The organism is Streptomyces sp. NPDC018019, from assembly GCF_044327805.1.
In the GTDB taxonomy this organism is placed as follows: domain Bacteria; phylum Actinomycetota; class Actinomycetes; order Streptomycetales; family Streptomycetaceae; genus Streptomyces.
Map to the genome: position 1 here is coordinate 86,767 of NZ_JBIRGD010000023.1, position 24,505 is coordinate 111,271.

The following is a 24,505-nucleotide window of genomic DNA, read 5'->3' on the forward strand; positions in this document are numbered from 1 at the left end:
GGGTCCCTACGGACACCGAGGACGCCCCATGCCGTTCACCCCGAAGGAAATCAGCTACCTGCGCGCGCAGGGCTACGGCCGGCTGGCGACGGTCGGCGCATACGGAGAGCCGCACAACGTCCCCGTCTCGTTCGAGATCGACGAGGAGCGCGGCACCATCGAGATCACCGGCCGGGACATGGGCCGCAGCCGCAAGTTCCGCAACGTGGCGAAGAACGACCGGGTCGCCTTCGTCGTGGACGACGTGCCGTGCCGCGATCCGGAAGTGGTCCGGGCCGTCGTCATCCATGGCACGGCCCAGGCGCTGCCCACCGGCGGCAGGGAGCGCCGGCCGCACTGTGCCGACGAGATGATCCGCATCCATCCCCGGCGCATCGTCACCTGGGGCATCGAAGGCGACCTGTCCACCGGGGTGCACGCCCGGACCGTCGCGGCCGGCAACGGAGGACGGCGATGATGAGGGACCTGCCCGACTTCCCGTGGGACGTGCTGCTGCCGTACAAGCGGCGGGCCGCCGCCCATCCCGGCGGACTGGTCAACCTGGCCCTGGGCGAACCGGTCGACGCCACGCCCGAGGTGGTGCGCACGGCGCTCGCGGCGGCGGCGGACGCGCCGGGCTACCCGCCCACGGAGGGGACGCCCGCGCTGCGCGAAGCGGCCGCCGCCTGGCTGCGCCGTCGCCTGGGAGTGACGGTGGACCCCGCGGCCGTGCTGCCCGCGGTCGGCACCAAGGAGCTGATCGCCTGGCTCCCGGCGATGCTGGGCGCCGGTCCGGGCGACACGGTGGCCTTCCCCCGGCTGGCCTTTCCCACCTTCGACGTCAGCGCGCGCCTCGCCGGCGCGGCGGGCCGGCCGGTGGACTCGCCGGTGGAGCTCGGGCGCGAACCGGTGAAGGTGGTCTGGCTCAACTCGCCGTCCAACCCGGAGGGCCGGGTGCTGTCCGTACCGGAGCTGCGCGAGATCGTGGCCTGGGCACGGGACCGGGGCGCCGTCCTCGTCAACGACGAGTGCTACATCGAGTACGGGTGGGACCGGCGGCCGGTGTCGCTGCTCGACCCGGCGGTGTGCGGCGACAGCCACGAGGGGCTGCTGGCGGTGCACTCGCTGTCCAAGCGGTCCAATCTCGCGGGCTACCGAGCGGGCCTCTGCTCCGGCGACCCGGCTCTGGTCGGGCGCCTGCTCCAGGTGCGCAAGCACGCCGGGCACGCCGTGCCGGCGCCCGTGCAGGCGGCCATGGTGGCCGCCCTGGAGGACGACGCCCACGTGGAGCGGCAGCGGGACCGGTACGCGTACCGGCGGCGGGCGCTGCGTACCGCCCTGGAGGGAGCCGGGTTCCGCGTCGAGCACTCCGAGGGTGGGCTCTTCCTGTGGGCGACCCGGGGCGAGCCGTGCTGGCCCGCCGTCCAGAAACTGGCCGACCTCGGCATCCTCGTCGCACCCGGCGCCTTCTACGGCGAGGCAGGCGAGCAGCACGTACGGATCGCGTTCACGGCGACCGACGAGCGGATCGCCGCGGCCGCCGCCCGGCTGACATGACGGCGGACACCGCGGAACCCGGGGCGCCCGTCGCACGGACGCCCCGGCCGGTGGCGCTGCTGCTGCCCGGCCAGGGGTCCCAGTACCGGCGGATGGCGGCGGGACTGTACGCCACGGAACCGGTCTTCGCCGAGGCGGTCGACGAGGTCCTCGGCGCGATGGGGGCCGAGGGCGCCCGTATGCACGCCGACTGGCTGGCCGAGCGGCCGGACCTGCCGGTGGACCACGTGCTGCGGGCCCAGCCCCTGCTGTTCGCCGTCGATTACGCGCTGGGCCGGCTGGTGACGAGCTGGGGCGTCCGCCCGGTGGCGCTGCTGGGCCACAGCATCGGCGAGATGGCGGCTGCCACGCTCGCCGGTGTGTTCTCGGTGCCCGACGCCGCCCGGGTGGTGCTCGACCGGGTGACGCGGCTGACGGCGGCGCCTCCGGGCGGCATGCTGGCGGTCGCGGAGTCCGCCGCGTCGCTGGAGCCCTTTCTGGGCGGCGGCGTGGTGGTCGGCGCCGTCAACGCGCCGCGGCAGACGGTGCTCGGCGGACCGGAGGACGCGCTGCGCGCGGTGGGGGAGACTCTGCGGTCCCGCGGGATCACCGCCCAGCGGGTCCCGGCGCTCAGCCCGTTCCACAGCCCGGCGATCGCCCCGCACGCCAGGGGCGCCGAGGCGGTGCTCGCCACGGTGGCCCGCCGCCCGCCGCACACCGTGGTCCACTCCTGCTACACGGCGGTGCCGCTGACGGCGGAGCAGGTCGCGGACCCCGCGTACTGGGCGGCGCACCCGGTGGACCAGGTGCGTTTCTGGCCGGCCCTGGACGGGCTGCTGGCTCCCGGCGGACTCGTGGTGATCGAGGCGGGACCCGGCCGTACGCTGTCGAGCCTGGCCCTGCGGCACCCGTCCGTACGCCGTGGGGGCTGCGCGGTGGTGCCGCTGTCACCGAAACGCGCGGGCGGCCCGGAGGACGACCGGGCGGCGCTGGCGGAGGCCCGGGAGGCCCTGCGGGCCGAGGGGCACCGCGTACCCTGACGGGTACGGGGCGACGGCCGGGAACTGGTCAGACACCGTCGTCCTCCGCCTCGTACCGGGCGATCCGCGCCCGCACCTCCGGATCGTCGGCGAGGCGCGGGGGAAGCCTGGTCTCCCCGTCGATGCGGGCCGTGAGGATCTGGCTCCGGGCCACCGCCGCGTCCGTGAGATCGGCACCGCTCAGATCGGCTCCTTCCAGGTCCGTGTCGCTGAGCGACAGGCCGGCCAGTTTCGCCCGGTACAGCACCGCGCCGCTCAGATCGGCGCCCGTCAGGGTCGCGCCGCGCAGGTCCGTGCCTCTCAGGTCCGCCTGGTGCAGCTTGGCGTCGGACAGGTTCGCACCGCGCAGATCCGCCAGCGCCGGCGTCGCCTCACGGAGGTCCGCGTCGCGCAGGTCCGCGCCGGCCAGCTTGGCGCCCGCGAGTCGCGCGCCGCGCAGGTCCGCGCCGCCCAGCTGTGCGTCCGTCAGGTCGGAGCGGCGGAGGACCGCTCTGCGCAGCTGGGCCGGTCGGCGTTCGGCGGCGACGGGGGACGCGAGGTCGCGGCCCAGTTCGACGCCGGGAAGGTGGACGGAGCGGAGGTCGGGAACGAAGGAGCCGTCGCGGGCGGAGTCACGGCCGCTGAGCACGTCGAGCGCGGCCAGGACATCGGGGGGCACCTGCTTGTTGTTCTTCGGCGGGGTGCCGGCGTGCGTGCGGATGTAGGCGGCCAGCACACCGGCGATGGTGGGGTGGTCGCGGGAAGAGTCCTCCAGCAGGCGCTGGAGGGCGTACACGCCGCCCAGGCGCACGTCCACCGCGTCCTCGCCCAGCTGGCCCATGGCGGCGGTGTACCGCTGGGTGAGCTGCTCCTCCTTGGTGGCGCTCAACCCCTCCCGGCTGATCCGAAGTTGGCGGCCCACCTGGCGGTCGGAGAACCAGAGACTCAGTACGGTGACGACGGAGGCGAGCAGTACCGAAGTCAGCTCGACCAGGCGGGCCCAGTCCAGCTCCGGGCGCCGACGGGCACCGCCACCCGGCGGTGGGCCGGTTCCGGCCCGGGATGCCCGCCGGGCCGCGCGGTGCAACTGCCGACTCCGCCGGTGCCGCATCCCGCCATTCGACCGCCGTCGCCGCCCGGCCGCGGCGATTTCCGCAGAAGCTGTGCGGACGGGGCCTCCGGCCGTTACCGGGGCGCCCGCTCACACCGTACGGATGGTTCCGCCGCGCTCACTCCTCCTCGATGATGGCGACCGCACGCGTCCAGCCGGCGCCCGCTCCCGCGATCTTGAAGGGGAAGCAGGACACCAGGAAGCCGCTCGGTCCGGGCAGCGCGCCGAGGTTGCTCAGCCGCTCGATCTGGCAGTACTCCCGCTCCCGCCCCACGAAGTGGGCGGGCCACAGCACACCGCGGTCACCGGTGCGCCCGTACTCCCGGATCATGTGCCCGAACGGCGCGTCGAGGCTGAAGGCGTCGGTCCCGATGACCCGGACGCCGAAATCGAGCAGCAGGTGGGTCGCCGCGGCGTCCAGACCGGCGAATTCGGTGAAGTACTCGGGCTTGCCGGCCCGTTCGTCCGCCCCGGTGTGCAGCAGCACGATGTCGTACGGCCGCGGTTCGCGGCCCGCCTCGTCGAGGGCCCGCCGTACCCGGCCGGCCCCGATGGCGCCCACCGGCTCGCCGGTGAGGTCGAGCTTGAGGCCCGGCCGCAGAAACCAGTCCAGTGGCATCTGGTCGATGTGCCGCGGTGTGCCGTAGCGCGCGCGGGACCCATAGTGCGACGGGGCGTCGACGTGGGTGCCGGTGTGGGTGGTCAGCCGCAGGGTGTCGAGGGACAGCAGCTCGCCGTCCGGGAGGTCGGCCGGGTCGAAGTCGATGCCGTGGTGGCGCCGCATCCCCTCGGCCATGTGCCGGCCGCCCTCGGCCGGGGTCAGGATCTCGTGTTCGACCGGATCCACCTCCCACTGGGCGGCGTCCACGGTCGTCGACAGATCGATGATGCGCATGTCGGTCCCTTCCGCCCGCGCTACCGCAGGCCGGCCCCGCCGTCCACGGTGAGCACCTGTCCGTGCAGGCCACCGGCCTCGGGGCGGCACAGCAGCGCCACCACGTCGGCCACTTCCTCTGCGGTGGCCAGCCGGCCCGTCGGCGTCCGCCGCAGCAGCCCTTCCAGCACATGGGCGGGGACCGCTCCCGGCCCGTGGCCGGCGACCTTGCCGGCGGCCACCGCGTTGACGGCGATGCCCTTCCCGGCGAGTTCCACCGCCAGATACCGCACCAGCGTCTCCAGGGCCGCCTTGGCCATGCCCAGGCCCGCGTAGCCGGGGACGACCGACCGGGCGCCGGTGCTGGAGACCGCGACGACGCGGCCCGTGCCCGGAGCCATCAGGGTGCCCAGGCGCGCCGCCCCGTACAGCAGCGGCCCCACCGCCACGGCACCGTCGCCCAGGTACTTGCCGATGTGCGGCGACGTGGTCGGCGCCGGGTGGAAGGCACCGGCGGCGTGCACCAGGACGTCCAGCAGGCCGTGGGTGCGCCGGATCTCCTCCAGCAGCCGCACCACGCCGGCGGGCCGGCCGACGTCGGCGCGCATCAGCCGCACCTTGCCGCCGTCCTCGGTCAGTTGCCGTTCGGCCGCCAGCGCGGCGTCCTCGTCGTGCGCGTAGTTGAGCAGTACTTCGCAGCCCGCCGCGCCCAGCTTCCGGGCGACGGCCAGTCCGATGCCGCGGGTGCCCCCGATGACCAGTGCCACCGAGCCGTTCGCCGCCGGGGCGCCGTTGATCCCTGTCATACGCGTGTCCTCCTTGGTCATTCGGTTGTCGCGCCCCGGTGCGCGTCGTCCGGCGCGGTCCAACTGGTGGAGTCGGTGGCGCCGGGCGCGGTGTTCTCCGGGAGCAGGTGCAGTGCGTCCAGCCGGGCGGCCAGGGCGGTGGCGCCGGCTCGCCGGCCCTTCGCGGCCAGGTAGCCGTCCGGTCTGATCAGCGCCCAGCCGCCGGGAGGGACGCCGAGGGTCTGCCGTAGCGCGTCGTCGGGGTCGGCGAGGGTGCGGCCGTCTTCCCCTTCGTGGGGGACGACGGTGCGTACCTGTACGGCCCGCCCGTACCGCAGCGTCAGCTCCGCGGCTCCCGCGTCGGCGAACAGCAGGAGCAGCCACCGGGGATCGGTGAGCGCCTTCCGCAGCGCCCGGTGGCCGGGGTGCCGGACTGCGTCCCGTTCCGTGCACGCGACCAGGTGTCCGGGGCGTACCCCCGCTGCCCGGCCGGCCGTGCCGTACGTCAGCGGGCTGTCCGCGTAGTGCAGGGCGAGGCCGGACATCCCGGACATGATCCGGTGCTCGACGCGTCGTTTGAGCGGTCGCGCCGCCTTGAGGACGGACAGCCCCACGGGCATGGCCACCGGCGCCACGACGTTGCGCAACGCCACCAGGGCCGTGGCCGTACGGGTCGAGGAGAGCAACCTGCCGCCCACCGGGAGGCGTTCGGCGGCGTAGCTGTCGAGCAGCGCCTCCCGCGCATGTCCGCGCACCACGTCCGCCAGCTTCCAGGCCAGGTTGTACGCGTCCTGCATGCCGGTGTTCATGCCCTGCCCCGAGGCCGGGCTGTGGACGTGCGCGGCGTCGCCGGCCACGAAGCAGCGGCCGGACCGCATGGCGGTGATCATGCGCTGCTGTACGCGGAAGACGGAGACCCAGGTCGGGTCCGAGACCGCCACCGGGTGCCCCAGACCGCGCGACAGGGCGTCGGCGAGCCGTCGGCGCACCGCCTCCGGGCCGGCTCCCTGGCCGGCGTACTCGGTGTCCACCGCACGCCACTTGCCGGGGTCCGGGAACGGCACCAGCAGAACGGTGCCGGAGCCGGTGTGCACCAGGTGGTTGCTGTCGGGGGACAGCCCGGCGTCCAGCACCACGTCCGCGTTGAGCCAGGTCCGTGTCGCGTCGCCGACCAGCCGCAGCCCCAGCCGCTCGCGCACGGTGCTGCGGGAGCCGTCCGCGCCGACCAGCCAGGGCACGGTGATCCGTTCGGTACGCCCGGCACGGTGCAGTTCGGCGGTGACCCGCTCCCCGGCGGGTATGCAGTCGGCCAGCTCCACCCCCCACTCGATCCCGGCCCCCAGGGCGGCCAGGCGCTCCCGCAGGATCTCCTCCGTGCGGACCTGGTCCAGCATCAGACTGAAGGGGTAGGCCGTGGGCAGCCGGTCGTAGTTGGTGTCGAAACGGATGAGTTCCCGGCCGCGCAGGTGCACGGTGAAGTGGGTCACCGGCCGGCCGCGCGCCACCAGGGCGTCCGCCAGGCCCATCTGGTGGCACGCCTCCAGGGTGCGCGGATGCACGGCCAGCGCCCGGCTGGTGGTCGCCGGGCCGTCGGCCCGGTCGATCACCCGGACGCGTACGCGCCGCCGGGCCAGCTCGTGCGCCAGGGTCAGGCCGACGGGCCCGGCGCCGGCGATCAGCACGTCCGGGCCGTCCGCCTCAGGCGGCATGCGGGGCCTCCGCGAAGCGCTTGGCGAGCGCCAGTGTGGCCGCGCTGTTGCCGCCGACCGCCGTGCGCACCCGGGCCCTCGCGTCGGCCGGTGTGGCGTCCGCACCGAGGATGCCGGGGATGGCGGCCTCGTTCAGCCTGATGGTGTGCCGGGAGGTGACGAGCAGTCCGTCCCCGGCCTCCCGTATCGACCACTCGCCGGTGTGCAGGGTCATCAACGGGGGAGTGCCGATCTGCTTGTAGACGACCCGCAGCTCTTCGGGGAAGCAGACCCGCACCGACTCCGTGGTGTGCTCCGAACCGTCGTTGGCGCGGGTGACCATGGTCATCACCTGCACGCCGTCCGACGGCTCGGTGAGGTCGAGCCGGGAGACGTGCGGCAGCCGGTCGGGCCACTTCCCCGCCTGGGCGAGGAAGTCGTACACGGCCTGCGCGGGGGCGTGCACCGCCTCGGAGTCCTCGAACGAGAACAGCAGGTCGGCATCGGTGTCCGGGCGCTCGGCGAGCGCTTTGATGTTCGCCAGTTCGGTACGGCTGTTGCGGTCGGTCGCGGTGGTGATCCAGTCCACGTCCTCGGGCCGGTCGTCCACCGCGGCGAACGTGTGGTGCAGCGTCAGCTCGCAGCCGCCGCCCGGTCGCTCCTGGAGGACCCACTCGCCGCTCATCGCGGCCACCGGAGCGGAGCACACCTCCTGCCGGAACCGGACGCGCAGCGCGTCGGGGTCCAGATTCCGGCGCGATGTCCAGTGCTTGACCTCCCCGTTGGCGGTGGCCCAGATCCGCAGCCGCTCGCTGCGGGCGCCGAGTTCCGCGCGCTCGACGTGGACGGTCGGGGTGAAGTGCCGGGGCCACTCGGCGGCGTCCCGGATGAGGGCGTACACCCGGTCGGCCGGGGCGTCGATCTCCGTGCGGTGTACGGCGCGGTGGGATGTGGGTGCGGGCATGCGTCGTCGGTTCCTCTCGGATTTTCGGAGCAGCGGGGCGGGACTGTGTGGGGGCGGCGGATCAGTAAATGCCCAGTCCCCCGCAGACGTTGAGGGCCTGTGCGGTGATCGATCCGGCCTCCTCGCCCACCAGGTGGCCGACCAGGGCCGCCACCTCCTCGGGCGTGGAGTAGCGCCCCAGCGGGATCTTGTCGTTGAAGCGGGACAGCACCTCCTCCTCGGTGGTGTCCCAGGTGGCCGCGTACGCCTGCCGTACGCGGACGGCCATCGGGGTCTCCACGTAGCCTGGGCACACGGCGTTGACGGTGACCCCGGTGGGCGCCAGCTCCTTGGCCAGTGCCTTGGTGAAGCCGATCAGGCCCGCCTTCGAGGCCGAGTAGGGGGCGCCCAGCGGAACGCCCTGCTTGCCGCCGGTGGAGGCGATGCTGATGATCCGCCCTTCGGTGCCCGCCCGCTCCAGCCCGCCGGTGGTCAGGGCCTCACGGGTGACGAGGAAGGCGCTGTTGAGGTTGGTGTCGATCACGTCGTACCAGAGGTCGTCGGGTATCCGCGCGGTCACCCCGCCGCCGCTGCGCCCCGCGTTGTTCACCAGGACGCCCAGCGGCCCGAACCGGTCCACCGCGGCGCGCACCACGCCCTCCACCGACTCCCGCGACCGCACGTCACCCGCGCACCCGGCCACCTCCAGCCCCTCGTCCTGTAGTTCCTTGACCACGGCGTCGACGTTCTCGGGACTGCGGGCGCACAGGAACACCCGTAGTCCGCGGGCGGCGAGCGTGCGCACCACGGCGAGCCCGATGCCGCTGGTGCCGCCCGTCACCAGGGCGGTCCTGGGCGTGGCACTGGTAGTCATGGCCTTGTCCTCCGGTGGTTGTGGTCTGCGGTGGGCGCGTCGCGGCGCCACCCGGCGGCACGGCTCACCCGCCCGCCCCGTGCGTCACAGCGTGCAAGGGGCCGTTCGAGGCTCGGCCGTCCCGGGTTCGGGCCGTTTCGGTGCGGCACGGCCGGGCGATCACGGCCCGGCAACGGCTCGAAGAGCGGTCGAAGACCGGCTGCCACGCTCACGCCGTGCGGCCGTCCCCAGCGAGGCCGCCGGAGAGGAGAGTCGTATGTCTGCCCCGCAGCAGCCGTCCCGGGTCCCCGTGGACACCGCGCTCTACCAGGAGATCCAGCACTTCTACGGGCGCCAGATGCGCTACCTGGACGAGGCCCGGGTCGAGGAGTGGGCCGGCACGTTCACCGAGGACGGGGTCTTCGTCGCCAACGCCCACCCCGAGCCGTCCCACGGGCGGGCCGCCATCGCGGCCGGGGCCCGGAAGGCCGCCGACCTGCTGGCCGAACAGGGCGTCCAGCGCCGCCACTGGCTCGGCATGCTCGAAGCGGACGCCTGTGACGACGGCACCGTGCGCGCCCGTACCTACGCGCTGATCGTCAGCACGCCCCGCGGCGGCCAGGCGGCGGTGCACCTGAGTACCAGCTGCGACGACGTCCTCGTGCGCGAGGACGGCCGGTTGCGCGTGCGGCACCGCGAGGTACGCCGGGACGACCTGCGGCCCGAGTAGTGCGACCCCGACCGGCAAGCGAGAGAGGAGCCGTGCCCATGGCCGAGCGCCACCCCGACGGCCCTGAGGACAGCACCGCCGAGGGGCCGCCGCTCGACGTCCTCGCCCAGTTGACGGGCGGCCCCCGGATCGACGACCTGCTGTCGCGGGCGGCGCGGCGCGCCCCCGGGCGGCTCGCGCTCAGCGGCCCCTCCGGGGACCTGACCTACGCGGCCCTGGAGGAGCGGGCGACGCGGTGCGCGGGCGCCCTGCGCGAGCTGGCCGGCGGCCCCGGCGCCGTGGTGGGCATCGCCGCCGTACTGGACACGTCGTTCGCCGAGGCGTACTTCGGCGCCTCCCGGGCCCAGCACGTCAGCGCGATGTTCAACCCGCTGCTGCGCGAGGAACGCCTGACACACGTGCTGCGTTCCGCGGGCGCGCGGACCGTCATCGTCCCGCCGGAGATGTACGGGCGGATCCAGGCCGTACGCGCGGACCTGCCGGCGCTGCGGACCGTGGTGCTCACCCACCGCGCGCCCGGTTTCCAGGAGGCCACGGCGGACGTGCCCGCACTGGACGAGCTGATCGACGCCGCGCCCCCCTCGGCGCCGTACGCCGCCCGTGACCCCGAAGCCGTGGCGAACCTCCAGTTCACCAGCGGCACCACCGGGGCACCGAAGACCGTCATGCTCACCCACCGCAACCTGACGGTGAACGCGGCCCAGACGGCGTACGCCCACCGGCTCACCCCCGAGTCGGTGCTGCTCAACAACCTGCCGTCGTTCCACCTGATGCACCTGAACATCGCGGTGACCGTCGGGGCCACCCACCTGCTGCGGCCCGGCGAGGACAGTGTGCTCGCCCTGCGCGAAGGCGCCCGCCACGGTGCGACGCACTTCTACAGCCTGCCCGTACGGCTGGCCCGGCTGGCCGCGGACGACCGGCTGCCGGAGCTGTCCGTACCCGCCCTGCGGGCCGTGCTCTCCGGCGGCTCGGCCCTGCCCGCCCGTACCGCGGCCGTCCTGGGCGAGCACTTCGGCGTCCCGGTCGTCCAGGGGTACGGACTGGCCGAGACCGCGCCGTCCACGCACTTCGACGACCTGGACGCGCCGGTGGCCGGATCGTCGGGCCGGCCCGTGCCCGGCACCGCGTGCCGCATCGTGGACCTGCGGACCCGGGCCGTCCTCCCGGTGGGCGAGCGCGGTGAGATCCAGGTCCGCGGGCCCCAGTTGATGAAGGGGTACCTCGGCAGGCCGCGGGCGGACGCCGTGGACCCGGACGGCTGGTTCTCCACCGGCGACATCGGCCACACGGACGGCGCGGGGCGGCTGTTCGTCGTCGACCGGGTCAAGGACGTCTTCAAGTGCGACAACTGGCTGGTGTCGCCCCTGGAGATCGAGCAGGTGCTGGCCCGCTGCCCCGGGGTGGCGGACTGCGCGGTGTTCGACCACCCGGACGAGTTCAGCGGGGCCGTCGCGCACGCGCTGGTGGTCCCGGCGGGCGAGGACACCGACCGTGCCGCCGTCACCCGCTTCGTCAACGACCGGCTGCCCTACTACCAGCACATCAAGTACCTGGACGTGGTACGGCACATCCCGCGCTCGCCCACCGGGAAGATCCAGCGCCGCGAACTGCGCGAGCGGACCCTGGGCGGCGCCCACCAGCACGCCCCGAGCGGCATCCACCACACGAAGGGCACCTCCACCATGTTCACGTTCATCAACCGGTTCACCGTCCAGGGTGACGCCGCCGAGTTCGAGAAGCGGCTCGCGGAGATCACCGCCCACATGCGGCAGCAGCCCGGTTTCCGCTCCCACCGGCTGCTCCGCTCCGCGAAGGACCCGCAGGTCTACGTCGAGATCGCGGAATGGGACGACGCGGCGTCGCACGGCCGCGCGGTGCGCACCGAAACCTTCCAGCAGGCCGTACGCGAGGTGCAGAAACTCGCGAGCGCCGACCCGGCCCCCTTCACACCGGTCACCGCGGACACCAGGGCCCAGGCTGATCCGAAAGACACGGCCTAGCGGCATGCCGGAAGCCGCGCCGACCCCACCGACAGACACAGAAAGGCGGTCCACCGTGACCAGCACCTCTCCCACGGCGCTTCCCCCCGCCGTCATGCGGCTGCGCGAACTCGCCCTGAGCGCCGCCTGCGCCGCCGCGGTCCGCGCCGCGGCGAGCCTGGGCGTCGCGGACGTCCTCGGGGACGAACCCACGGACGCCGGCACCCTCGCGAAGGCGGTGCGGGCCGACGCGGGCGCGCTGGAGCGCCTGCTGCGCGCCCTGGCCTCGTACGACGTCTTCACCGAACTCCCGGACGGCCGCTTCGCGCACACCGACGCCTCCCGGCTGCTGCGCGAGGACGCCCCGCGCGGCCTGCGCTACTCCGCGCTGTGGGCGACCGAGCCCTGGACCTGGGCGCTGTGGCCGCACCTGGCGGACGCGGTGCGCACCGGGCGGGAGGAGTTCACCGGGCTGTACGGCACCGGGTTCTTCGACTGGCTGCACACCGCCGAGGCCCGCGAGTCGGCCCAGGTGTTCGACAAGGCCATGACCCAGTCCAGCGTGCTGTCGGCCCGGTCCATCGCCGACGTGCTCGACCTGGACGGCGTCAGCGCCATGGTGGACATCGCCGGCGGCCAGGGCATGGTTCTCGCGACCCTGCTGGAGAAGTACCCGAAGCTCCGCGGCACCCTCTTCGACCTGCCGAAGGTCGTCGCCGACGCCGACCCGCGGCTGCGCGAGGGCGGTGAACTCGCCGGCCGCGCCCGGCTGGTGGCGGGGGACTGCCGGCGCTCGGTGCCGGAGGGCGCCGACCTGTACCTGCTGAAGAACATCCTGGAGTGGGACGACGAAAGCACGGTGCGGACCCTGCGCAACGTCGCCAAGGCGGCCCCCGCCGGGGCGCGCGTCGTCGTGGTGGAGAACCTGGTGGACGGCAGCCCCGAAACCCGGTTCACCACCGCCATGGACCTGATGCTGCTGCTCAACGTAGGCGGCAAGAAGCACACCAAGGCGGGGCTGAGCGCGCTGGTGGAGCAGGCGGGACTCCAGCTGGAGGAGGTCCGCCCGGTCAACTCCTACCTGCACATGTTCGTGAGCACGGTTCCCGCGTAGTCCCCGCCCACATGATGAAGACCCCCGGCCGGAACGCCCGGCCGGGGGTCTCGTCGTACGGATCTCAGACGGTCGCAGGCTCGCCCTCCTGGAACAGGTCGGTGCGGACCCGCAGCGCCTGGTCACCGTAGGCGATGCGGCGCAGGACGGAGCGGTAGGCCGGGGTGCGGGAGACCAGCATCGCCGCCTTCGGGCGCACCACCGCGGAGACGCGTCCGGTCGACAGCATCATCCGGCTCTGCATCACCTGGACGCGCGTCGCCCGCTCGGTCTCCGGGCGGCGCCGTGCCGTGAAGGCGCTCAGGAAGCGCTCGCTCAGGTCCCGTCGCCGCAGGCCCGCGCAGAGGACCGGGTGCGCGGCGACCGCGTCCTGGACGGCGAGGTTGATGCCCTGGGCCCCGATCGGGCTGTGGGTGTGCGCGCTGTCCCCGATCAGCAGCAGTCCGTCGCGCGCCCACCGCCGGGCGGAGCCGGCGAACACGTCGAGCAGGGACACGTCCCTGAAGCTGCGCAGTTGCCCGTCCACCTCGTCCGCGTACTCGGGCACGGCCGCCCGGATCCGCTCCTTGACGTGGGCGAACCCCTGCTCGGCCAGCGCTCGGTAGCCGCGGTGCGGCAGCGTCCAGCCGAGCTGTACGCAGTCGGGGAAAGACGTGTAGGCCAGCACCGGATTGCCGCCGGCCCGGAAGATGCGCACCGTGCGCGTGGCGGGCGCGGTGAGCTTGCACCACAGCACGTCCTGGTCGAACAGCTCGATCCGGTCGTACGGGATGCCGGCCAGCCTGCGCACCGTGGAGTACCGCCCGTCCGCACCGACGACGCAGTCGGCGCGGACCTCGAACCCGTCGGGCCCGCCGCCGCACACCACACCGCGCACCACGCCCCCCTCCTCCACCAGCCCGTTGACCTTGGTGCCGGTCAGGCAGGTGAACCGCGGGTGCGCCCGGCAGCGCTCCAGCAGGTCGGTCAGCAGGTGCCGCTGCGGCAGGCTGAGCAGGCAGTTGTACGGGCCGGGAAGCCGCCGGTAGTCCCCGTTGATCAGGACCTTGCCGTGCTCCTCCAGCCGGAAACCGTCGTGCTCGTGGCAGCCGCGCCGCCGGGCGCCCTCCAGGACACCGAGCGCGTCCAGGAGGGCCTGTCCGCCGGGCTGGAGGATCTCCCCGCGATAGGCGCGGTCCAGCGAGCGGCTGCGCTCGACCAGCGTCACCCGCGCCCCCGAGCGCAGCATCAGCAGCGCCAGGGTCAGCCCGGCCGGGCCGCCGCCGACGACGCACACATCGGCGTGCGCACCGGGCGGCGGCCCGTCGGGGCCGGTCACAGCTCCAGGCTGACGCCGTACTCGGCCAGCCAGGTGTTCATCCACAGCACCAGCTCCAGACTGCCCCGGTCATAGGGCCGGCTGACCGCGCCCACCGGCCGCCGCAGCAGGTCCCGCGCCCGTCCGAGGTCCAGCAGTTCGCGGACCGGGGCGCCGGGGTCGGCGAGCAGCTCGGCCAACGCGTCGCGCAGCAGCCGCTCGTAGGCCGGGTCCTGGGTGGCCGGGTAGGGCGTCTTGACCCGGGTGAGCACCGACTCCGGCAGCAGGTCGCGCACCGCGGCCCGCAGCAGGCTCTTCTCCCGGCCGTCGAAGGACTTCATGGCCCACGGCACGTTGAAGACGTAGTCGACGAGCCGGTGGTCGCAGAACGGCACCCGCACCTCCAGACCGGTCGCCATGCTCATCCGGTCCTTGCGGTCCAGCAGCGTCTGCACGAAGCGGGTGAGGTTCAGGTAGGTCACCCTGCGCAGCTCCGCCTCCCGCGCGTCCTCACCGGGCAGTACGGGCACCTCCTTGCGGGCCTCCGCGTACCGGTCGCGCTGGTAGCCCGGCAGGTCGAGCTTGTCCAGCAGCTTGCGGTCGAACAGGCCCCGGCCGCCGAAGTACCGGGCCGAGCCGGAGGTCAGCCAGGGGAACGTACCGGCGTCGACGGCCGCCGACCGGTGGAACCACCGGTAGCCGCCGAAGAGTTCGTCCGCCGCCTCGCCCGACAGCGCCACCGTGCAGTGCTGCCGCACCTGCTGGAAGAACAGGTACAGCGACGGCCACATGTCGCCCCAGTAGGCCGGGGGCAGGTCGGTGGCGCCCAGCACGGCGGCGCGCACCGCGGGCGCCGCGAGATCCGCACTGTCCAGCACCACCTCGGTGTGGTCCGCCGCCACGTGCCGGACCATCTCCTGGACGTACGGGGCGTCCGTGTTGCCGCGTACGGCATCCGGCTGGAACCGGGTGCCGGCGCCGGAGAAGTCCACCGAGAAGGTACGCACCGGCCCTTCGCCCGCACGCGCCGCCAGCGCCGTGACCGCGGAGGAGTCCAGCCCGCCGGAGAGCAGGGTGCACAGCGGCACGTCGGAGACCAGCTGCCGGGTCACGGTGTCCGTCAGCAGGTCGCGCACCGTGGCGACGGTGGTCTCCAGGTCGTCGGTGTGCTCCCGGGCCCGGAGCGTCCAGTACCGCCGGCGCGTCACGCCGGTGCGCCCGACGGTGACCGTCTCGCCCGGCAGCACCTCGTGCATGCCCGAGAAGACGGTCCGGCCGGGGGTCTTCACCATGTCCAGCACCTCGCACAGCCCCTCGGCCGTCACCCGGCGCCGGAGCGACGGGTGCGCGAGGACGGCCTTCGGCTCGGAACCGAACAGCACTCCGTTCGCGGTGGGGTGGTAGTAGAGCGGTTTGACGCCCATCCGGTCGCGGACCAGCAGCAGTTCCCGGCGCGCCTCGTCCCACACGGCGAAGGCGTACATGCCGTTGAGCCGGTCCACCAGACCCCGGCCCCACCGGGTGTAGCCGTGCAGCACCACCTCCGTGTCGCAGCGCGTACGGAAGCGGTGCCCGTGGGACTCCAGCTCGGCCCGCAGTTCGCGGAAGTTGTAGATCTCACCGCTGAACGTGATGACGTGGCGGGTGCCGTCGGGCAGCGTGCCGCACATCGGCTGCCGGCCGTGCTCCGGGTCGATGACCGCCAGCCTGCGGTGGCCGAGCGCCGCGTGGCCGTCCACCCACAGTCCCGCGTCGTCCGGCCCCCGGCAGGCCATGGTGTCCGTCATGGCCCGGGCGACCGCCCGTTCCGGTGTCAGGTCCCGTTCGAAATCGATCCAGCCGGCGATTCCGCACATCGTGGCCGGCCCTCACTTGTCCCGGGCGGCGCCGCCCGCGGACGGGGACGCCCCGGTGAGCGCCGCGTTGGTCATCTCGATCAGGGCGCGCGGCGTGGTGGCCTTCTCCACCGCGTCGTCGCCGAGCTGTACGCCGTAGTCGCGCTCGATCCGGCCCACGGTGTTCAGCAGGGCCAGCGAGTCGTAGCCGAGGGCGTCGAAGGCGACGTCCTCGACGTCCCCTCCCAGATCGACCGATTCCTCCTCGCCCGCGCACTCGCGCAGCAGGATGAGCAGGTCGGAGACGGTGAGCAGGGTCATGACGGTCCTACCTTTCGGAAACGGTGAGAACGCAAGGGGTACGGAGAAGGGGTGGGCCCGAGCGGTTCGCCGGGCCGGAGCGGAAGGGAGGCGGAGCGGACCGCTCAGTCGCGGCTCCGCACCACCATCGCGGAGTTGAACCCGCCGTGACCGCGGGCGAGGACCAGCGCGTGCCGCAGGCGCGCCGGGCGGGGAGCGCCGAGGACCAGGTCCAGCGTGTCCGGGACGTCCCCGCCGGCCATGTGCACCGTCGGCGGGATCACCTGGTCGCGCAGCGACAGCAGCGCCGCCGCCAGGTCCAGGGAGGCGCCGCCGGCCAGCAGGCGCCCCGTCATCGTCTTGGGCGCCGTCACCGGCACCCCGCGCGGGCCGAACTCGTCCGCCAGCACCTGTGCTTCCACGGCGTCGAGCGCCGGGAGGCCCATCGCGTCGGCGAAGACCACGTCCACGTCCGCGGGCCCGGCCCCGGCGTCGTCCAGCGCCATCCGGAGCGCCCGGCGCAGCCCCGGCTCCCGGCCCGAACCCGGGCGGGGGTCGAAGGTGGCCGCGTACCCGGTGATCCGCCCGTAGACCTGCGGTGCGCCCCGCTCCGCGGCGGCCCGGGGGTCCTCCAGGACCAGCAGCGCCCCGCCCTCACCCGGCACGTACCCGGAGGCATCGGGGGAGAAGGGCAGATACGCGCGGCGCGGGTCGGTCCGGGTGGTCAGCCCGCCGGAACGGGTCATGCACAGCCAGCCCCACGGGCACAGGGAGCCGTCCACGCCGCCGGTGAGCATCAGCGGCGTCCCGTCGCGCACGTGGCGGCGCGCCTTGGCCACCGCGTCCAGCCCGCCGGCCTGCTCGGCCACCAGCGCCCCGCCGGGGCCCCGCATGCCGTGCCGGATGGAGATCTGGCCGGAGTTGACGGGATAGAACCAGGCGAAGGACTGGTACGCGCTGACGTGGGCGCCGCCCTTGCTCCACAGGGCCGCCAGCTCCCGCTGGCCGAAGTCGAAGCCGCCCGCCGACGCGGCGGTGACCACCCCGGCCGCGAAGTCGGGCATCGTCCGCGGGTCCGCGCCCGCGTCGGCCAGCGCCTCTTCGGCCGCGACCAGCGCGAGCCTGGTCATGTGGTCGGTCTGCGGCAGCAGCCTGCCCGGCAGTCGCGCCGGGTCGAGGTCCTCGATCTCGCCGGCCAGCGAGGAGGTGTAGCCGGACGGGTCGAACCGGGTGATCCGGCCGATCCCGCTGTCGCCGCGCAGTGTCGCGGCCCAGTACCGCTCGGTGCCCAGGCCGTTGGGCGCGACCACACCGATGCCGGTGACCACCGGGCGGGTACCGCCCGCCGGACGGCCGGTGGCGGTGGCGGTGGCGGCGGCGAGCCGGCCGGTCACCGCTTCCGCCCCGGCTCGGTGAGCACGATCGCGCTCTGGAAGCCGCCGAAGCCGCTGGCCACGGAGACCACGGTGGAGACCGGGGCCTCCCTGGCGACCAGCGGCACGTAGTCCAGGTCGCACTCGGGGTCCGGCTCCCGCAGATTGGCGGTGGGCGGGATCACCTTGTGCTCGATCGTGAGCGCGCTGGCCGCCACCTCCAGGGCGCAGATGGCCCCCAGCGAGTGGCCGATCATCGACTTGATGGAGCTGATGGGGACGGCGTACGCGTGCGGGCCCAGGCTCCGCTTGAACGCGGCCGTCTCGTGGAGGTCGTTCTGCTTGGTCGCCGAGCCGTGGGCGTTGACGTAGTCCACTTCCGAGGGGTCGACGCGTGCGATGTCGAGTGCGCCGCGCACCGCCTCGGCCAGCTCCCGCCCGTCCGAGCGGAGCCCCGTCATGCTGTAGGCGTTGCACCGCGAGGCGTATCCGGCGATCTCCGCGTACGCCCGGGCCCCCCGCCGCCTGGCGTGCGTGTACTCCTCCAGGACGAAGAAGGCCGCCCCCTCGCCCAGCACGAAGCCGTTGCGGGTGCGGTCGAACGGGCGGGACGCGGTCGCCGGCTCGTCGTTGCGCGGTGTGGTGGCCTTGATCGCGTCGAAGCACGCCACGGTGATGGGGGAGATGGCGGCGTCGGACGCCCCGGCCACCATCACGTCGGCCGCGCCGTCGCGCACCAGGTCCGCCGCGTGGGTGAGCACGTCGATGCCCGAGGTGCAGCCGGCCGAGACCACCCCGGCCGGGCCCTCCGCCTCGGCCAGCCAGGCGATCTCGGCGGCCATCGACGAGGGCACGAAGTAGTCGTAGAGGTAGGGCACCCCGTGGGCGTCGTCGACCTGCCACAGCCGGCCCTCGTCGCTGACCACCGCGTACTCGCGGTCCAGGCTCATCGTCATGCCGCAGGCGGTGCCCGCCATCACGCCGGTGCGCAGCGGGTCCGCCTCGCCCGCCACGCCGCTGTCCGCCAGCGCCTCCCGCGCGGCCACGTAGGCGAACTGCATGGTGCGGTCCCAGGCGCGGACCTGCCGCTGGCTCAGTCCCTCCGCGGCCGGGTCGAAGTCGCACTCGGCCGCCACCTGGGAGCGGAAGGGCGAGGCGTCGAAGGACGAGATGGGGCGGGTGGCGGTGCGCCCCGCCGTGAGCATCTCCCAGAACGGTTTGGTGCCCACGTCTCCCGGAGCCACCACGCCGATCCCTGTGATTACGACGCGTCGCGCGTCATGGATCTTGGACACTGAGTCTCCTCTGCCGTCGTCGCGCCACCGGGGGCGGCACGAGCGCGTCGAGGCACAGCGTGACCTTCGGAGTTCAAGGCGGTTTGGAGGCGGATTCGACGCCGGGGCCATGCGCGCGGACGGCCCGGCGGTGCCTCAGGCGGGCTGCCGGCCGGTCCCGAACTCCGTCGCCGGACGGGCGTCCAGCTTCTCCCGCAGCCGGCGCAGCACCGCGATCGCGACACGCATGTCCTCGACCGGGACGTCCTCGGCCAGGTACTCCAGCCACCGCCGTTCCAGGGGGCGGAGGTCGTCCAGCGCCTGCCGGCCGCGGGCGGTGAGTTCGACCAGCGGGCTGCGCTGGTCCTGCGGGTTGGGCCGGGTCGACACGACGCCCTCGGCCCGCAGCCGCTCGACGGTCTGCTGGACCGCCTGCCGCCGCAGCCCTCGTTCGCGGGCCAGGCGGGCGACCGTCGAGGGGCCGTTCAGCAGCAGTCCGGCCACCTGCCAGCGGGCCGAGGTGAGCCCCGCGTGGGCGGTGAGGCTGTCGCCTTCGCGGAGCAGGCGGCCGTTGACCGCGAAGACCTCGGCGGTCACCTCGATCAGGGCGGCCACGTCAGGGGCTGAGGAATCCATGGGCCCAGCGTATGTCCTCGCCCCCGGGAGAACGACAAGACCTTGTCAAAAGCTCCGGCGGTGATTACGCTCGGCATCCGGCCTCGGTGCCGACGGTGAGCCATGCGTGTGTACGGGGCCAAGAGGCCTGGAGAGTGAGGAACCGTGTCATCCGCAAATCCGGGCCCGGCGGGCGCGGCGGACCAGGCGGGCGGGGCGTTCACGCACCGCCAGATCCTGACGGCCATGTCGGGACTGCTGCTGGCGGTGTTCCTCGCGGCGCTGGACCAGACGGTCATCGCCACCGCGATGCGCACCATCGCGGACGACCTCCACGGCCAGACCGAGCAGGCGTGGGCGACGACCGCCTACCTCATCGCCTCCGTCCTGGCGATGCCGTTCTACGGCAAGCTCTCCGACATCTACGGGCGCAAGCCCATGTACCTGATCTCCATCGTGGTGTTCATCGGCGGCTCGGTGCTGTGCGGCACGGCCGGCTCGATGGCGGAACTGGCCCTCTTCCGGGCCGTCCAGGGGCTCGGCGGCGGCGGGCTGATGTCCCTGCCCACCGCGGTCGTCGCCGACCTGGCCCCGGTGCGCGAGCGCGGCCGGTACTTCGCCTTCCTCCAGATGGCCTGGGTGGTGGCGAGCGTCGTCGGCCCGCTGGCGGGCGGCTTCTTCGCGGAGGCCGGCCAGGTGTTCGGCGTCGACGGCTGGCGCTGGGTGTTCCTGCTCAACGTGCCGCTGGGCCTGCTGGCCCTGGTCACCGTACGCAAGGCGCTGAACCTGCCGCACGAACGGCGCGAGCACCGGATGGACGTGCTGGGGGCGGCGGCGCTGGCGCTGTGCCTGGTGCCCCTGCTGATCGTGGCCGAGCAGGGCCGGTCCTGGGGCTGGGGCTCGCCGGCCTCCCTCGTCTGCTTCGCGCTGGGCGCGGCCGGGCTGGCGCTGTTCGTCCCCGTCGAGCTGCGGCGGGGCGAGGAGGCCGTCCTGCCGCTGGGGCTGTTCCGGCGGGGCGGCATCGCCCTGTGCTCGGCCGTCAACTTCACGATCGGCGTCGGCATCTTCGGTACGGTGACCACCCTGCCGCTGTTCCTCCAGATGGTGCAGGGACGGACCCCGACCCAGGCGGGGCTGGTGGTCATCCCGTTCATGCTGGGCACCATCGCCTCCCAGGTGGTCTCCGGCAAGCTCATCGCGGCCTCGGGCCGGTTCAAGAAGCTGGCCGTCGTCGGCCTGGGCTCCATGGCCGGTGCGCTGCTGACCATGGCCACCGCCGACGCGGCGACCCCGATGTGGGGCATCGTCCTGATCGTGCTGTGGCTCGGCGTCGGCATCGGCCTCTCCCAGACCGTCATCACGCTGGCCATGCAGAACGCGGCTCCCAAGAGCCAGCTGGGGGTGGCGAACGGCGCCTCCGGCCTGTGCCGGCAGATCGGCGGCTCCACCGGTATCGCGGTCCTGTTCTCCGTCATGTTCGCGGTGGCGCTCGGCCGCCTCGCCGACCTGCTGCACACCTCGCGCTTCGAACGCCTCCTGACGGACCCGTCGGTCACCGGGGACCCCGCCAACCACCGCTTCCTGAGCATGGTCGAGTCGGGCCGCGGTGCGGGGATCGACCTGGACGACACCTCCCTGCTGCACGGCATCGACCCCCGGCTGGCACAGCCGGTCACCGAGTCCTTCGCCCACGGCTTCCACGTCATGTTCCTCGCCGGCGGCGCGGTGCTGCTGATCGGGTTCGTCATGACCTGGTTCCTGCGCGAACTCCAGGAGGAGACGGTGCCGGAGCAAGGGCGGCAGGCCGACGCGGACGACGGCCGGCTCCCCGCGCCGGACGCCTGAGCACAAGGGCGCGGCGGGCTCCCGCGCCCGTCGGCCCCCGGCCGGTGCGGGGCGCCTCCGGCACCCCGCACCGGAACGTCCGGTTCCCGGTACCGGACCGCTCCTCGACGGGGCGATCTGCCACCAAGGTTGCAGTTTTCCCGTCCGGTTTCGGCTGCCGGGCCGCACTTCCGTTGCCTTCCGCTTGGGCCCCCGTTCCGCCGCCGTTAGCGTCTGGATCCGTTCGGCCGACGGTGTGACCACAGATTCAGCGGAGGCGGAAGAAACCATGGACTTCACGGCACTCGGCCCCATCCGGGCCGTCAACGGCCGACTGGCCTACACCCCGAGCGCTCCGAAAGTGAAGCAGGTGCTCGCCCTGCTCATGATGCGGGCCAACCAGATCGTCAGCCTGGAGTCCATCCTCGACGAACTGTGGGGCGACGCCCTTCCGCGCACCGCGGTCACCACCGCGCAGACCTACATCTACCAGCTGCGCAAGGACTTCGTCGAAGAACTGGGGGCGGACCCGCAGGAGCGCGTCATCGTCACGGCGCCCCCCGGCTACCTGCTCCACACCCCGGAGGAGTCGCTCGACACGCACCACTTCGCGCGGCTGGCCGACCGGGCCCAGGCGTGCCACGCCGGGCGGGACGCCGAGGGCGCGGTCCGCTGGGCCGAGGCGGCGCTGGGCCTGTGGCGCGGCACCCCGCTCGCCGACGTGCCCTGCGGCAGGGCGCTGCGGGACTACGTGAGCAACCTCGACGAGCGGCGCGTGTCCGTCCGCAAGCTCCGCATCCAGGCCGCCATGGACCTGGGCAGGTACGGGGAGCTGATCACCGATCTGCGGTCGCTGGTGATGGAGTACCCGTACGACGAATGGTTCCACGCGCAGCTCATGCTGGCCCTGGGCAAGGCGGGCCGGCGGGGCGAGGCCCTGCACGTCTACCACAAGGTGCGCCGTCTCCTGCGGGACGAACTCGGCCTCGACCCCTCGTACGACCTGCAACGCGCGCAGGAGGAGGTCCTCAGGTCCGCGTCGTGAGGCGCGCACCGCGCGCACGCGGTGCGGGGGCCTCCTGCCTGCCGGACCCGCGCACCCTACGGACGAACGGCCGCGCGGAGTGCGGCCGTTCGCCGGTCGGCGGGGGGACGGGCCGGTCACATCCGGGACTGCGTCCCGCCGGACGGGGTGGCGCCGTTCTTGTAGAGGGAGATGAGCTTGCTGAAGTCGAACGGCCGCTGGTCCACACAGGTACAGCGGTAGGTGTCGCACTGGTCGCAGCCGACCGTGCACGGCGGCTGGACGTCGGGGTTGCCCTGGTTGTGGTCGCGGGTGGCGTCCCAGCCGGAGAGCGCGCCGAGCTGGTTCTCGTGGGCGAACTCGACCAGACTGCGCTGGTTGTCGAGGGTGAAGACCCGCTTGTTGATGTTGCAGCCGAACATCGGGGTGGCGCCCGTACGGTTCCAGACCTTCCGGGAGTCCCAGGCGGGCCACAGCGAACCGATCTGGCCGTGCATGGCCTTGAGACCGATGACGCAGCACTCGTACATGTCGGGCGGCGCGCTCTGCCCGAACTCCATGAGCATGCCGTTGACCAGACCGGGCTCGATGCCGGCGGCGGCGACCTTGGCCAGGAACTTCACGCCGACCGGGCTGAAGCCCGCCGAGCCCTCACCGGGCTGGGCGTCGGCGGGGAGGGTGTAGGAGACCTTGAGGCCGGGGTGCTTGACGAGGATCTGGGAGACCGCCGCCGTGTGCCGCAGATGCGCCGCCTCGTCGGACAGGAAGTCGCCCTCGAAGTCGAAGTCGAGGCGCGCCACCGGATAGTTGCGCAGGAACGCCTCGTACTGCTCGACGATCGCCGGGACGCTCGTCTCGACGGCCTCCAGGGGCCTGCCGGAGGCTCCGCCACAGGAGAAGGCGACCTTGCCGCCGGTCGCGGCCAGCTGCTCGATGTCCTTCTTCCCGTACGAGCTCCGGTCGACCTCCCAGTCGGCGCCGTCCTGCCCCGCCCACGCCAGCTTCTTGCTGTTGTTGGCGACGATGAAGCCCAGCATGAATCCGTCCACGCCGGACTCCTGGGCGTACTGCGGCAGGCTGGGGTTCGGCCAGGCCATGTAGTCCACGTACGGCGCGCGCGGCATGTCCCAGGGGCCGCCGTCCGGGAGCTTGTCGGACGTGGTGAACTCCAGCGGCTGTGACTGGTCGGAGCGGTTCCCCGCGAGGTCCACGGCCGTGATGCGGACCGTGTACGTGGTGGTCGGGCTGAGCCCGGAGACGACCGCCGTCTCGTCCTTGACCCGCAGCGGCTGGGCGCCGCCGTAGGCCACCTCGTAACCCCGCACGCCGATGTTGTCGGTGGAGGGGTTCCAGGAGAGCGTGACCTGCGTCGGGCCGAGGGTGTCCACCCGCAGGTTGCCCGGCACGCCCGGCGGCGTGGTGTCGTCGGGCACGTCGGCGGACTGCCCGTTGATCTTGAACTCGGTCGGCAGCGGGCCGGGCCCCGGCATGGACCGGGCGAAACCGAGCCGGAACTCCTGGACGCCGCGGTGGGGCGGGACGGTCCGGCGCTCCGGCACCAGACGGCCGGTGATCAGGTTGCCCGACCGCTGCCAGACCAGCCCGTAGACGTTGGTGATGTTCTGGTCCGACTGCACGCGGAAGGAGATCTCCGGGTCGACGAGTGGTTCGCTTTCGAAATTCCACACCGTGGCCTTCATGGTGCCGTACCACTCACCAGGGGATTCCCATTCCGGTGTGACGTACTGCTTTGCCATGTCCACCCCTCGCTTCCGACATCCGGTTCCGGTACGTTCCGCCCCCCCGTTGCGACAGGGAACCTAGGCACGGCGCATACCCGCGTCAATCACGGAAATCGGCCAGCGGCGAACCGGCCGGAAGAATCGGCGGGGGAGCGGAATTACGCCGCCCGTGGGGCGCCGTGACGGATACCGTGGGTGCCCGTCCGCCCGCCACCACTCGCCCTGTCTGGGAAAACAAGCAGTGAGGAGATCGCCGGCCGGTGACGCTCCGGATCCGCCGCAGGCCCGTACGCAGTCCGGCCCGGCTCCGGAAAACGCGCCCACCACCGAGCCGTAACAGCTCCGAGGTGAGGGCGCGGAACGTGGTGCCGATGTGCCCGCCGGAATTCCCGGATGGATCTGCGCGGGCGCGGCGAAAGTCCTGCGGGACGTCGGCCGGAACGGGGAAATGCCTGGGTTCAACTACCGCCGGGCCGGTTTCCCTTGGCGTCCGGCTCTTTTGCGGAGGACGAAGGCGGGACGTGGAACCGGGCGCCCGCCGCCGGTACGGCGACGCCGGGCAGCCCATGGTCATTTTGCGCGGGTGACGGGGTACCGGTGTTCCGGG

The 24,505-nt window shown here is 73.2% G+C and carries 21 protein-coding genes; 8 read left to right on the forward strand and 13 right to left on the reverse strand.

The annotated features are described in order from the left end of the window. Positions 1 to 28: 28 nt before the first annotated feature. From ACH4FX_RS31440 to ACH4FX_RS31450, 3 genes are read left to right on the forward strand one after another with little or no spacing between them, the layout of a single operon-like run. Complete coding sequence (locus ACH4FX_RS31440; RefSeq protein WP_398484680.1) at positions 29 to 457, forward strand: PPOX class F420-dependent oxidoreductase; 429 nt, start codon at positions 29 to 31, stop codon at positions 455 to 457. After that, positions 457 to 1,536 (forward strand): 4-dedimethylamino-4-oxo-anhydrotetracycline transaminase OxyQ, encoded by a 1,080-nt coding sequence (oxyQ, locus tag ACH4FX_RS31445; protein WP_398484783.1) that lies wholly within the window; start codon positions 457 to 459, stop codon positions 1,534 to 1,536. The genes ACH4FX_RS31440 and oxyQ overlap by 1 nt, the downstream gene beginning before the upstream one ends. After that, positions 1,533 to 2,555 (forward strand): acyltransferase domain-containing protein, encoded by a 1,023-nt coding sequence (locus ACH4FX_RS31450; RefSeq protein ID WP_398484682.1) that lies wholly within the window; start codon positions 1,533 to 1,535, stop codon positions 2,553 to 2,555. The genes oxyQ and ACH4FX_RS31450 overlap by 4 nt, the downstream gene beginning before the upstream one ends. A 28-nt stretch (positions 2,556 to 2,583) precedes the next feature. Here ACH4FX_RS31450 and ACH4FX_RS31455 read toward each other — a convergent pair whose 3' ends face one another. From ACH4FX_RS31455 to ACH4FX_RS31480, 6 genes are all read right to left on the reverse strand, one after another. Next, the gene (locus ACH4FX_RS31455; protein WP_398484684.1) at positions 2,584 to 3,645 is read right to left on the reverse strand and encodes a pentapeptide repeat-containing protein; all 1,062 of its coding nucleotides are present in this window, start codon (positions 3,643 to 3,645) and stop codon (positions 2,584 to 2,586) included. Positions 3,646 to 3,763: 118 nt separating this feature from the next. Then, positions 3,764 to 4,540, reverse strand: a complete 777-nt coding sequence (locus ACH4FX_RS31460) for a cyclase family protein (protein WP_398484686.1) — start codon at positions 4,538 to 4,540, stop codon at positions 3,764 to 3,766. A 20-nt stretch (positions 4,541 to 4,560) separates the two neighbouring features. Next, positions 4,561 to 5,325, reverse strand: a complete 765-nt coding sequence (locus ACH4FX_RS31465; RefSeq protein WP_398484687.1) for an SDR family oxidoreductase — start codon at positions 5,323 to 5,325, stop codon at positions 4,561 to 4,563. Between the two features lie 17 nt (positions 5,326 to 5,342). Next, entirely contained in the window at positions 5,343 to 7,013 is a 1,671-nt protein-coding gene (locus ACH4FX_RS31470; protein ID WP_398484689.1) for an FAD-dependent oxidoreductase, read from the reverse strand. Beyond that, positions 7,003 to 7,956, reverse strand: coding sequence for an aromatase/cyclase (locus tag ACH4FX_RS31475; RefSeq protein ID WP_398484691.1), 954 nt, complete (start codon positions 7,954 to 7,956; stop codon positions 7,003 to 7,005). The genes ACH4FX_RS31470 and ACH4FX_RS31475 overlap by 11 nt, the downstream gene beginning before the upstream one ends. Positions 7,957 to 8,017: 61 nt before the next feature. Beyond that, the gene (locus tag ACH4FX_RS31480) at positions 8,018 to 8,809 is read right to left on the reverse strand and encodes an SDR family NAD(P)-dependent oxidoreductase (RefSeq protein WP_398484693.1); all 792 of its coding nucleotides are present in this window, start codon (positions 8,807 to 8,809) and stop codon (positions 8,018 to 8,020) included. Positions 8,810 to 9,065: 256 nt separating this feature from the next. On the opposite strand from ACH4FX_RS31480, the gene ACH4FX_RS31485 reads away from it, so the two are divergent. From ACH4FX_RS31485 to ACH4FX_RS31495, 3 genes are read left to right on the forward strand one after another with little or no spacing between them, the layout of a single operon-like run. Further along, on the forward strand, positions 9,066 to 9,518 hold the full coding sequence (locus ACH4FX_RS31485; RefSeq protein ID WP_398484695.1) for a nuclear transport factor 2 family protein: 453 nt from the start codon (positions 9,066 to 9,068) through the stop codon (positions 9,516 to 9,518). Between the two features lie 38 nt (positions 9,519 to 9,556). Continuing rightward, positions 9,557 to 11,521, forward strand: a complete 1,965-nt coding sequence (locus ACH4FX_RS31490) for an AMP-binding protein (RefSeq protein ID WP_398484697.1) — start codon at positions 9,557 to 9,559, stop codon at positions 11,519 to 11,521. Positions 11,522 to 11,525: 4 nt separating this feature from the next. After that, positions 11,526 to 12,614: a methyltransferase gene (locus tag ACH4FX_RS31495; protein ID WP_398484699.1), complete on the forward strand. Its 1,089-nt coding sequence runs from the start codon at positions 11,526 to 11,528 to the stop codon at positions 12,612 to 12,614. A 64-nt stretch (positions 12,615 to 12,678) separates the two neighbouring features. Here ACH4FX_RS31495 and ACH4FX_RS31500 read toward each other — a convergent pair whose 3' ends face one another. The 6 genes from ACH4FX_RS31500 to ACH4FX_RS31525 all read right to left on the reverse strand — a co-directional run bounded on the left by ACH4FX_RS31500 (position 12,679) and on the right by ACH4FX_RS31525 (position 19,329). Then, positions 12,679 to 13,932, reverse strand: a complete 1,254-nt coding sequence (locus ACH4FX_RS31500; protein WP_398484701.1) for an FAD-dependent monooxygenase — start codon at positions 13,930 to 13,932, stop codon at positions 12,679 to 12,681. Continuing rightward, a complete protein-coding gene (gene asnB / locus ACH4FX_RS31505) occupies positions 13,929 to 15,767 on the reverse strand; it encodes an asparagine synthase (glutamine-hydrolyzing) (RefSeq protein WP_398484703.1) in 1,839 nt (612 codons plus the stop codon). Before asnB ends, ACH4FX_RS31500 begins: the two co-directional genes overlap by 4 nt. Positions 15,768 to 15,779: 12 nt before the next feature. Continuing rightward, entirely contained in the window at positions 15,780 to 16,067 is a 288-nt protein-coding gene (locus ACH4FX_RS31510) for an acyl carrier protein (RefSeq protein WP_398484705.1), read from the reverse strand. 104 nt (positions 16,068 to 16,171) lie between these two features. Further along, positions 16,172 to 17,440, reverse strand: coding sequence for a ketosynthase chain-length factor (locus tag ACH4FX_RS31515; RefSeq protein WP_398484706.1), 1,269 nt, complete (start codon positions 17,438 to 17,440; stop codon positions 16,172 to 16,174). Next, positions 17,437 to 18,705, reverse strand: a complete 1,269-nt coding sequence (gene oxyA / locus ACH4FX_RS31520; protein WP_398484785.1) for a tetracycline polyketide synthase beta-ketoacyl synthase subunit OxyA — start codon at positions 18,703 to 18,705, stop codon at positions 17,437 to 17,439. Before oxyA ends, ACH4FX_RS31515 begins: the two co-directional genes overlap by 4 nt. Positions 18,706 to 18,849: 144 nt before the next feature. Beyond that, the gene (locus tag ACH4FX_RS31525; protein WP_398484708.1) at positions 18,850 to 19,329 is read right to left on the reverse strand and encodes a MarR family winged helix-turn-helix transcriptional regulator; all 480 of its coding nucleotides are present in this window, start codon (positions 19,327 to 19,329) and stop codon (positions 18,850 to 18,852) included. Between the two features lie 144 nt (positions 19,330 to 19,473). On the opposite strand from ACH4FX_RS31525, the gene otr(B) reads away from it, so the two are divergent. Both otr(B) and ACH4FX_RS31535 read left to right on the forward strand, forming a co-directional pair. Then, positions 19,474 to 21,153, forward strand: coding sequence for an oxytetracycline resistance efflux MFS transporter OtrB (gene otr(B) / locus ACH4FX_RS31530; protein ID WP_398484710.1), 1,680 nt, complete (start codon positions 19,474 to 19,476; stop codon positions 21,151 to 21,153). Between the two features lie 268 nt (positions 21,154 to 21,421). After that, positions 21,422 to 22,177, forward strand: coding sequence for a BTAD domain-containing putative transcriptional regulator (locus tag ACH4FX_RS31535; RefSeq protein ID WP_398484712.1), 756 nt, complete (start codon positions 21,422 to 21,424; stop codon positions 22,175 to 22,177). A 116-nt stretch (positions 22,178 to 22,293) separates the two neighbouring features. On the opposite strand, the gene ACH4FX_RS31540 is transcribed toward ACH4FX_RS31535, so the two are convergent. Then, entirely contained in the window at positions 22,294 to 23,913 is a 1,620-nt protein-coding gene (locus ACH4FX_RS31540; protein ID WP_398484714.1) for a fibronectin type III domain-containing protein, read from the reverse strand. Positions 23,914 to 24,505: the final 592 nt, after the last annotated feature.

Bases quoted from the DNA above. Each gene is read 5' to 3' on its own strand.
- ACH4FX_RS31440 (WP_398484680.1), top strand. From the start codon at position 29: ATGCCGTTCACCCCGAAGGAAATCAGCTACCTGCGCGCGCAGGGCTAC.
- oxyQ (WP_398484783.1), top strand. From the start codon at position 457: ATGAGGGACCTGCCCGACTTCCCGTGGGACGTGCTGCTGCCGTACAAG.
- ACH4FX_RS31450 (WP_398484682.1), top strand. From the start codon at position 1,533: ATGACGGCGGACACCGCGGAACCCGGGGCGCCCGTCGCACGGACGCCC.
- ACH4FX_RS31455 (WP_398484684.1), bottom strand. From the start codon at position 3,645: ATGCGGCACCGGCGGAGTCGGCAGTTGCACCGCGCGGCCCGGCGGGCA.
- ACH4FX_RS31460 (WP_398484686.1), bottom strand. From the start codon at position 4,540: ATGCGCATCATCGATCTGTCGACGACCGTGGACGCCGCCCAGTGGGAG.
- ACH4FX_RS31465 (WP_398484687.1), bottom strand. From the start codon at position 5,325: ATGACAGGGATCAACGGCGCCCCGGCGGCGAACGGCTCGGTGGCACTG.
- ACH4FX_RS31470 (WP_398484689.1), bottom strand. From the start codon at position 7,013: ATGCCGCCTGAGGCGGACGGCCCGGACGTGCTGATCGCCGGCGCCGGG.
- ACH4FX_RS31475 (WP_398484691.1), bottom strand. From the start codon at position 7,956: ATGCCCGCACCCACATCCCACCGCGCCGTACACCGCACGGAGATCGAC.
- ACH4FX_RS31480 (WP_398484693.1), bottom strand. From the start codon at position 8,809: ATGACTACCAGTGCCACGCCCAGGACCGCCCTGGTGACGGGCGGCACC.
- ACH4FX_RS31485 (WP_398484695.1), top strand. From the start codon at position 9,066: ATGTCTGCCCCGCAGCAGCCGTCCCGGGTCCCCGTGGACACCGCGCTC.
- ACH4FX_RS31490 (WP_398484697.1), top strand. From the start codon at position 9,557: ATGGCCGAGCGCCACCCCGACGGCCCTGAGGACAGCACCGCCGAGGGG.
- ACH4FX_RS31495 (WP_398484699.1), top strand. From the start codon at position 11,526: ATGCCGGAAGCCGCGCCGACCCCACCGACAGACACAGAAAGGCGGTCC.
- asnB (WP_398484703.1), bottom strand. From the start codon at position 15,767: ATGTGCGGAATCGCCGGCTGGATCGATTTCGAACGGGACCTGACACCG.
- ACH4FX_RS31510 (WP_398484705.1), bottom strand. From the start codon at position 16,067: ATGACCCTGCTCACCGTCTCCGACCTGCTCATCCTGCTGCGCGAGTGC.
- ACH4FX_RS31525 (WP_398484708.1), bottom strand. From the start codon at position 19,329: ATGGATTCCTCAGCCCCTGACGTGGCCGCCCTGATCGAGGTGACCGCC.
- ACH4FX_RS31535 (WP_398484712.1), top strand. From the start codon at position 21,422: ATGGACTTCACGGCACTCGGCCCCATCCGGGCCGTCAACGGCCGACTG.
- ACH4FX_RS31540 (WP_398484714.1), bottom strand. From the start codon at position 23,913: ATGGCAAAGCAGTACGTCACACCGGAATGGGAATCCCCTGGTGAGTGG.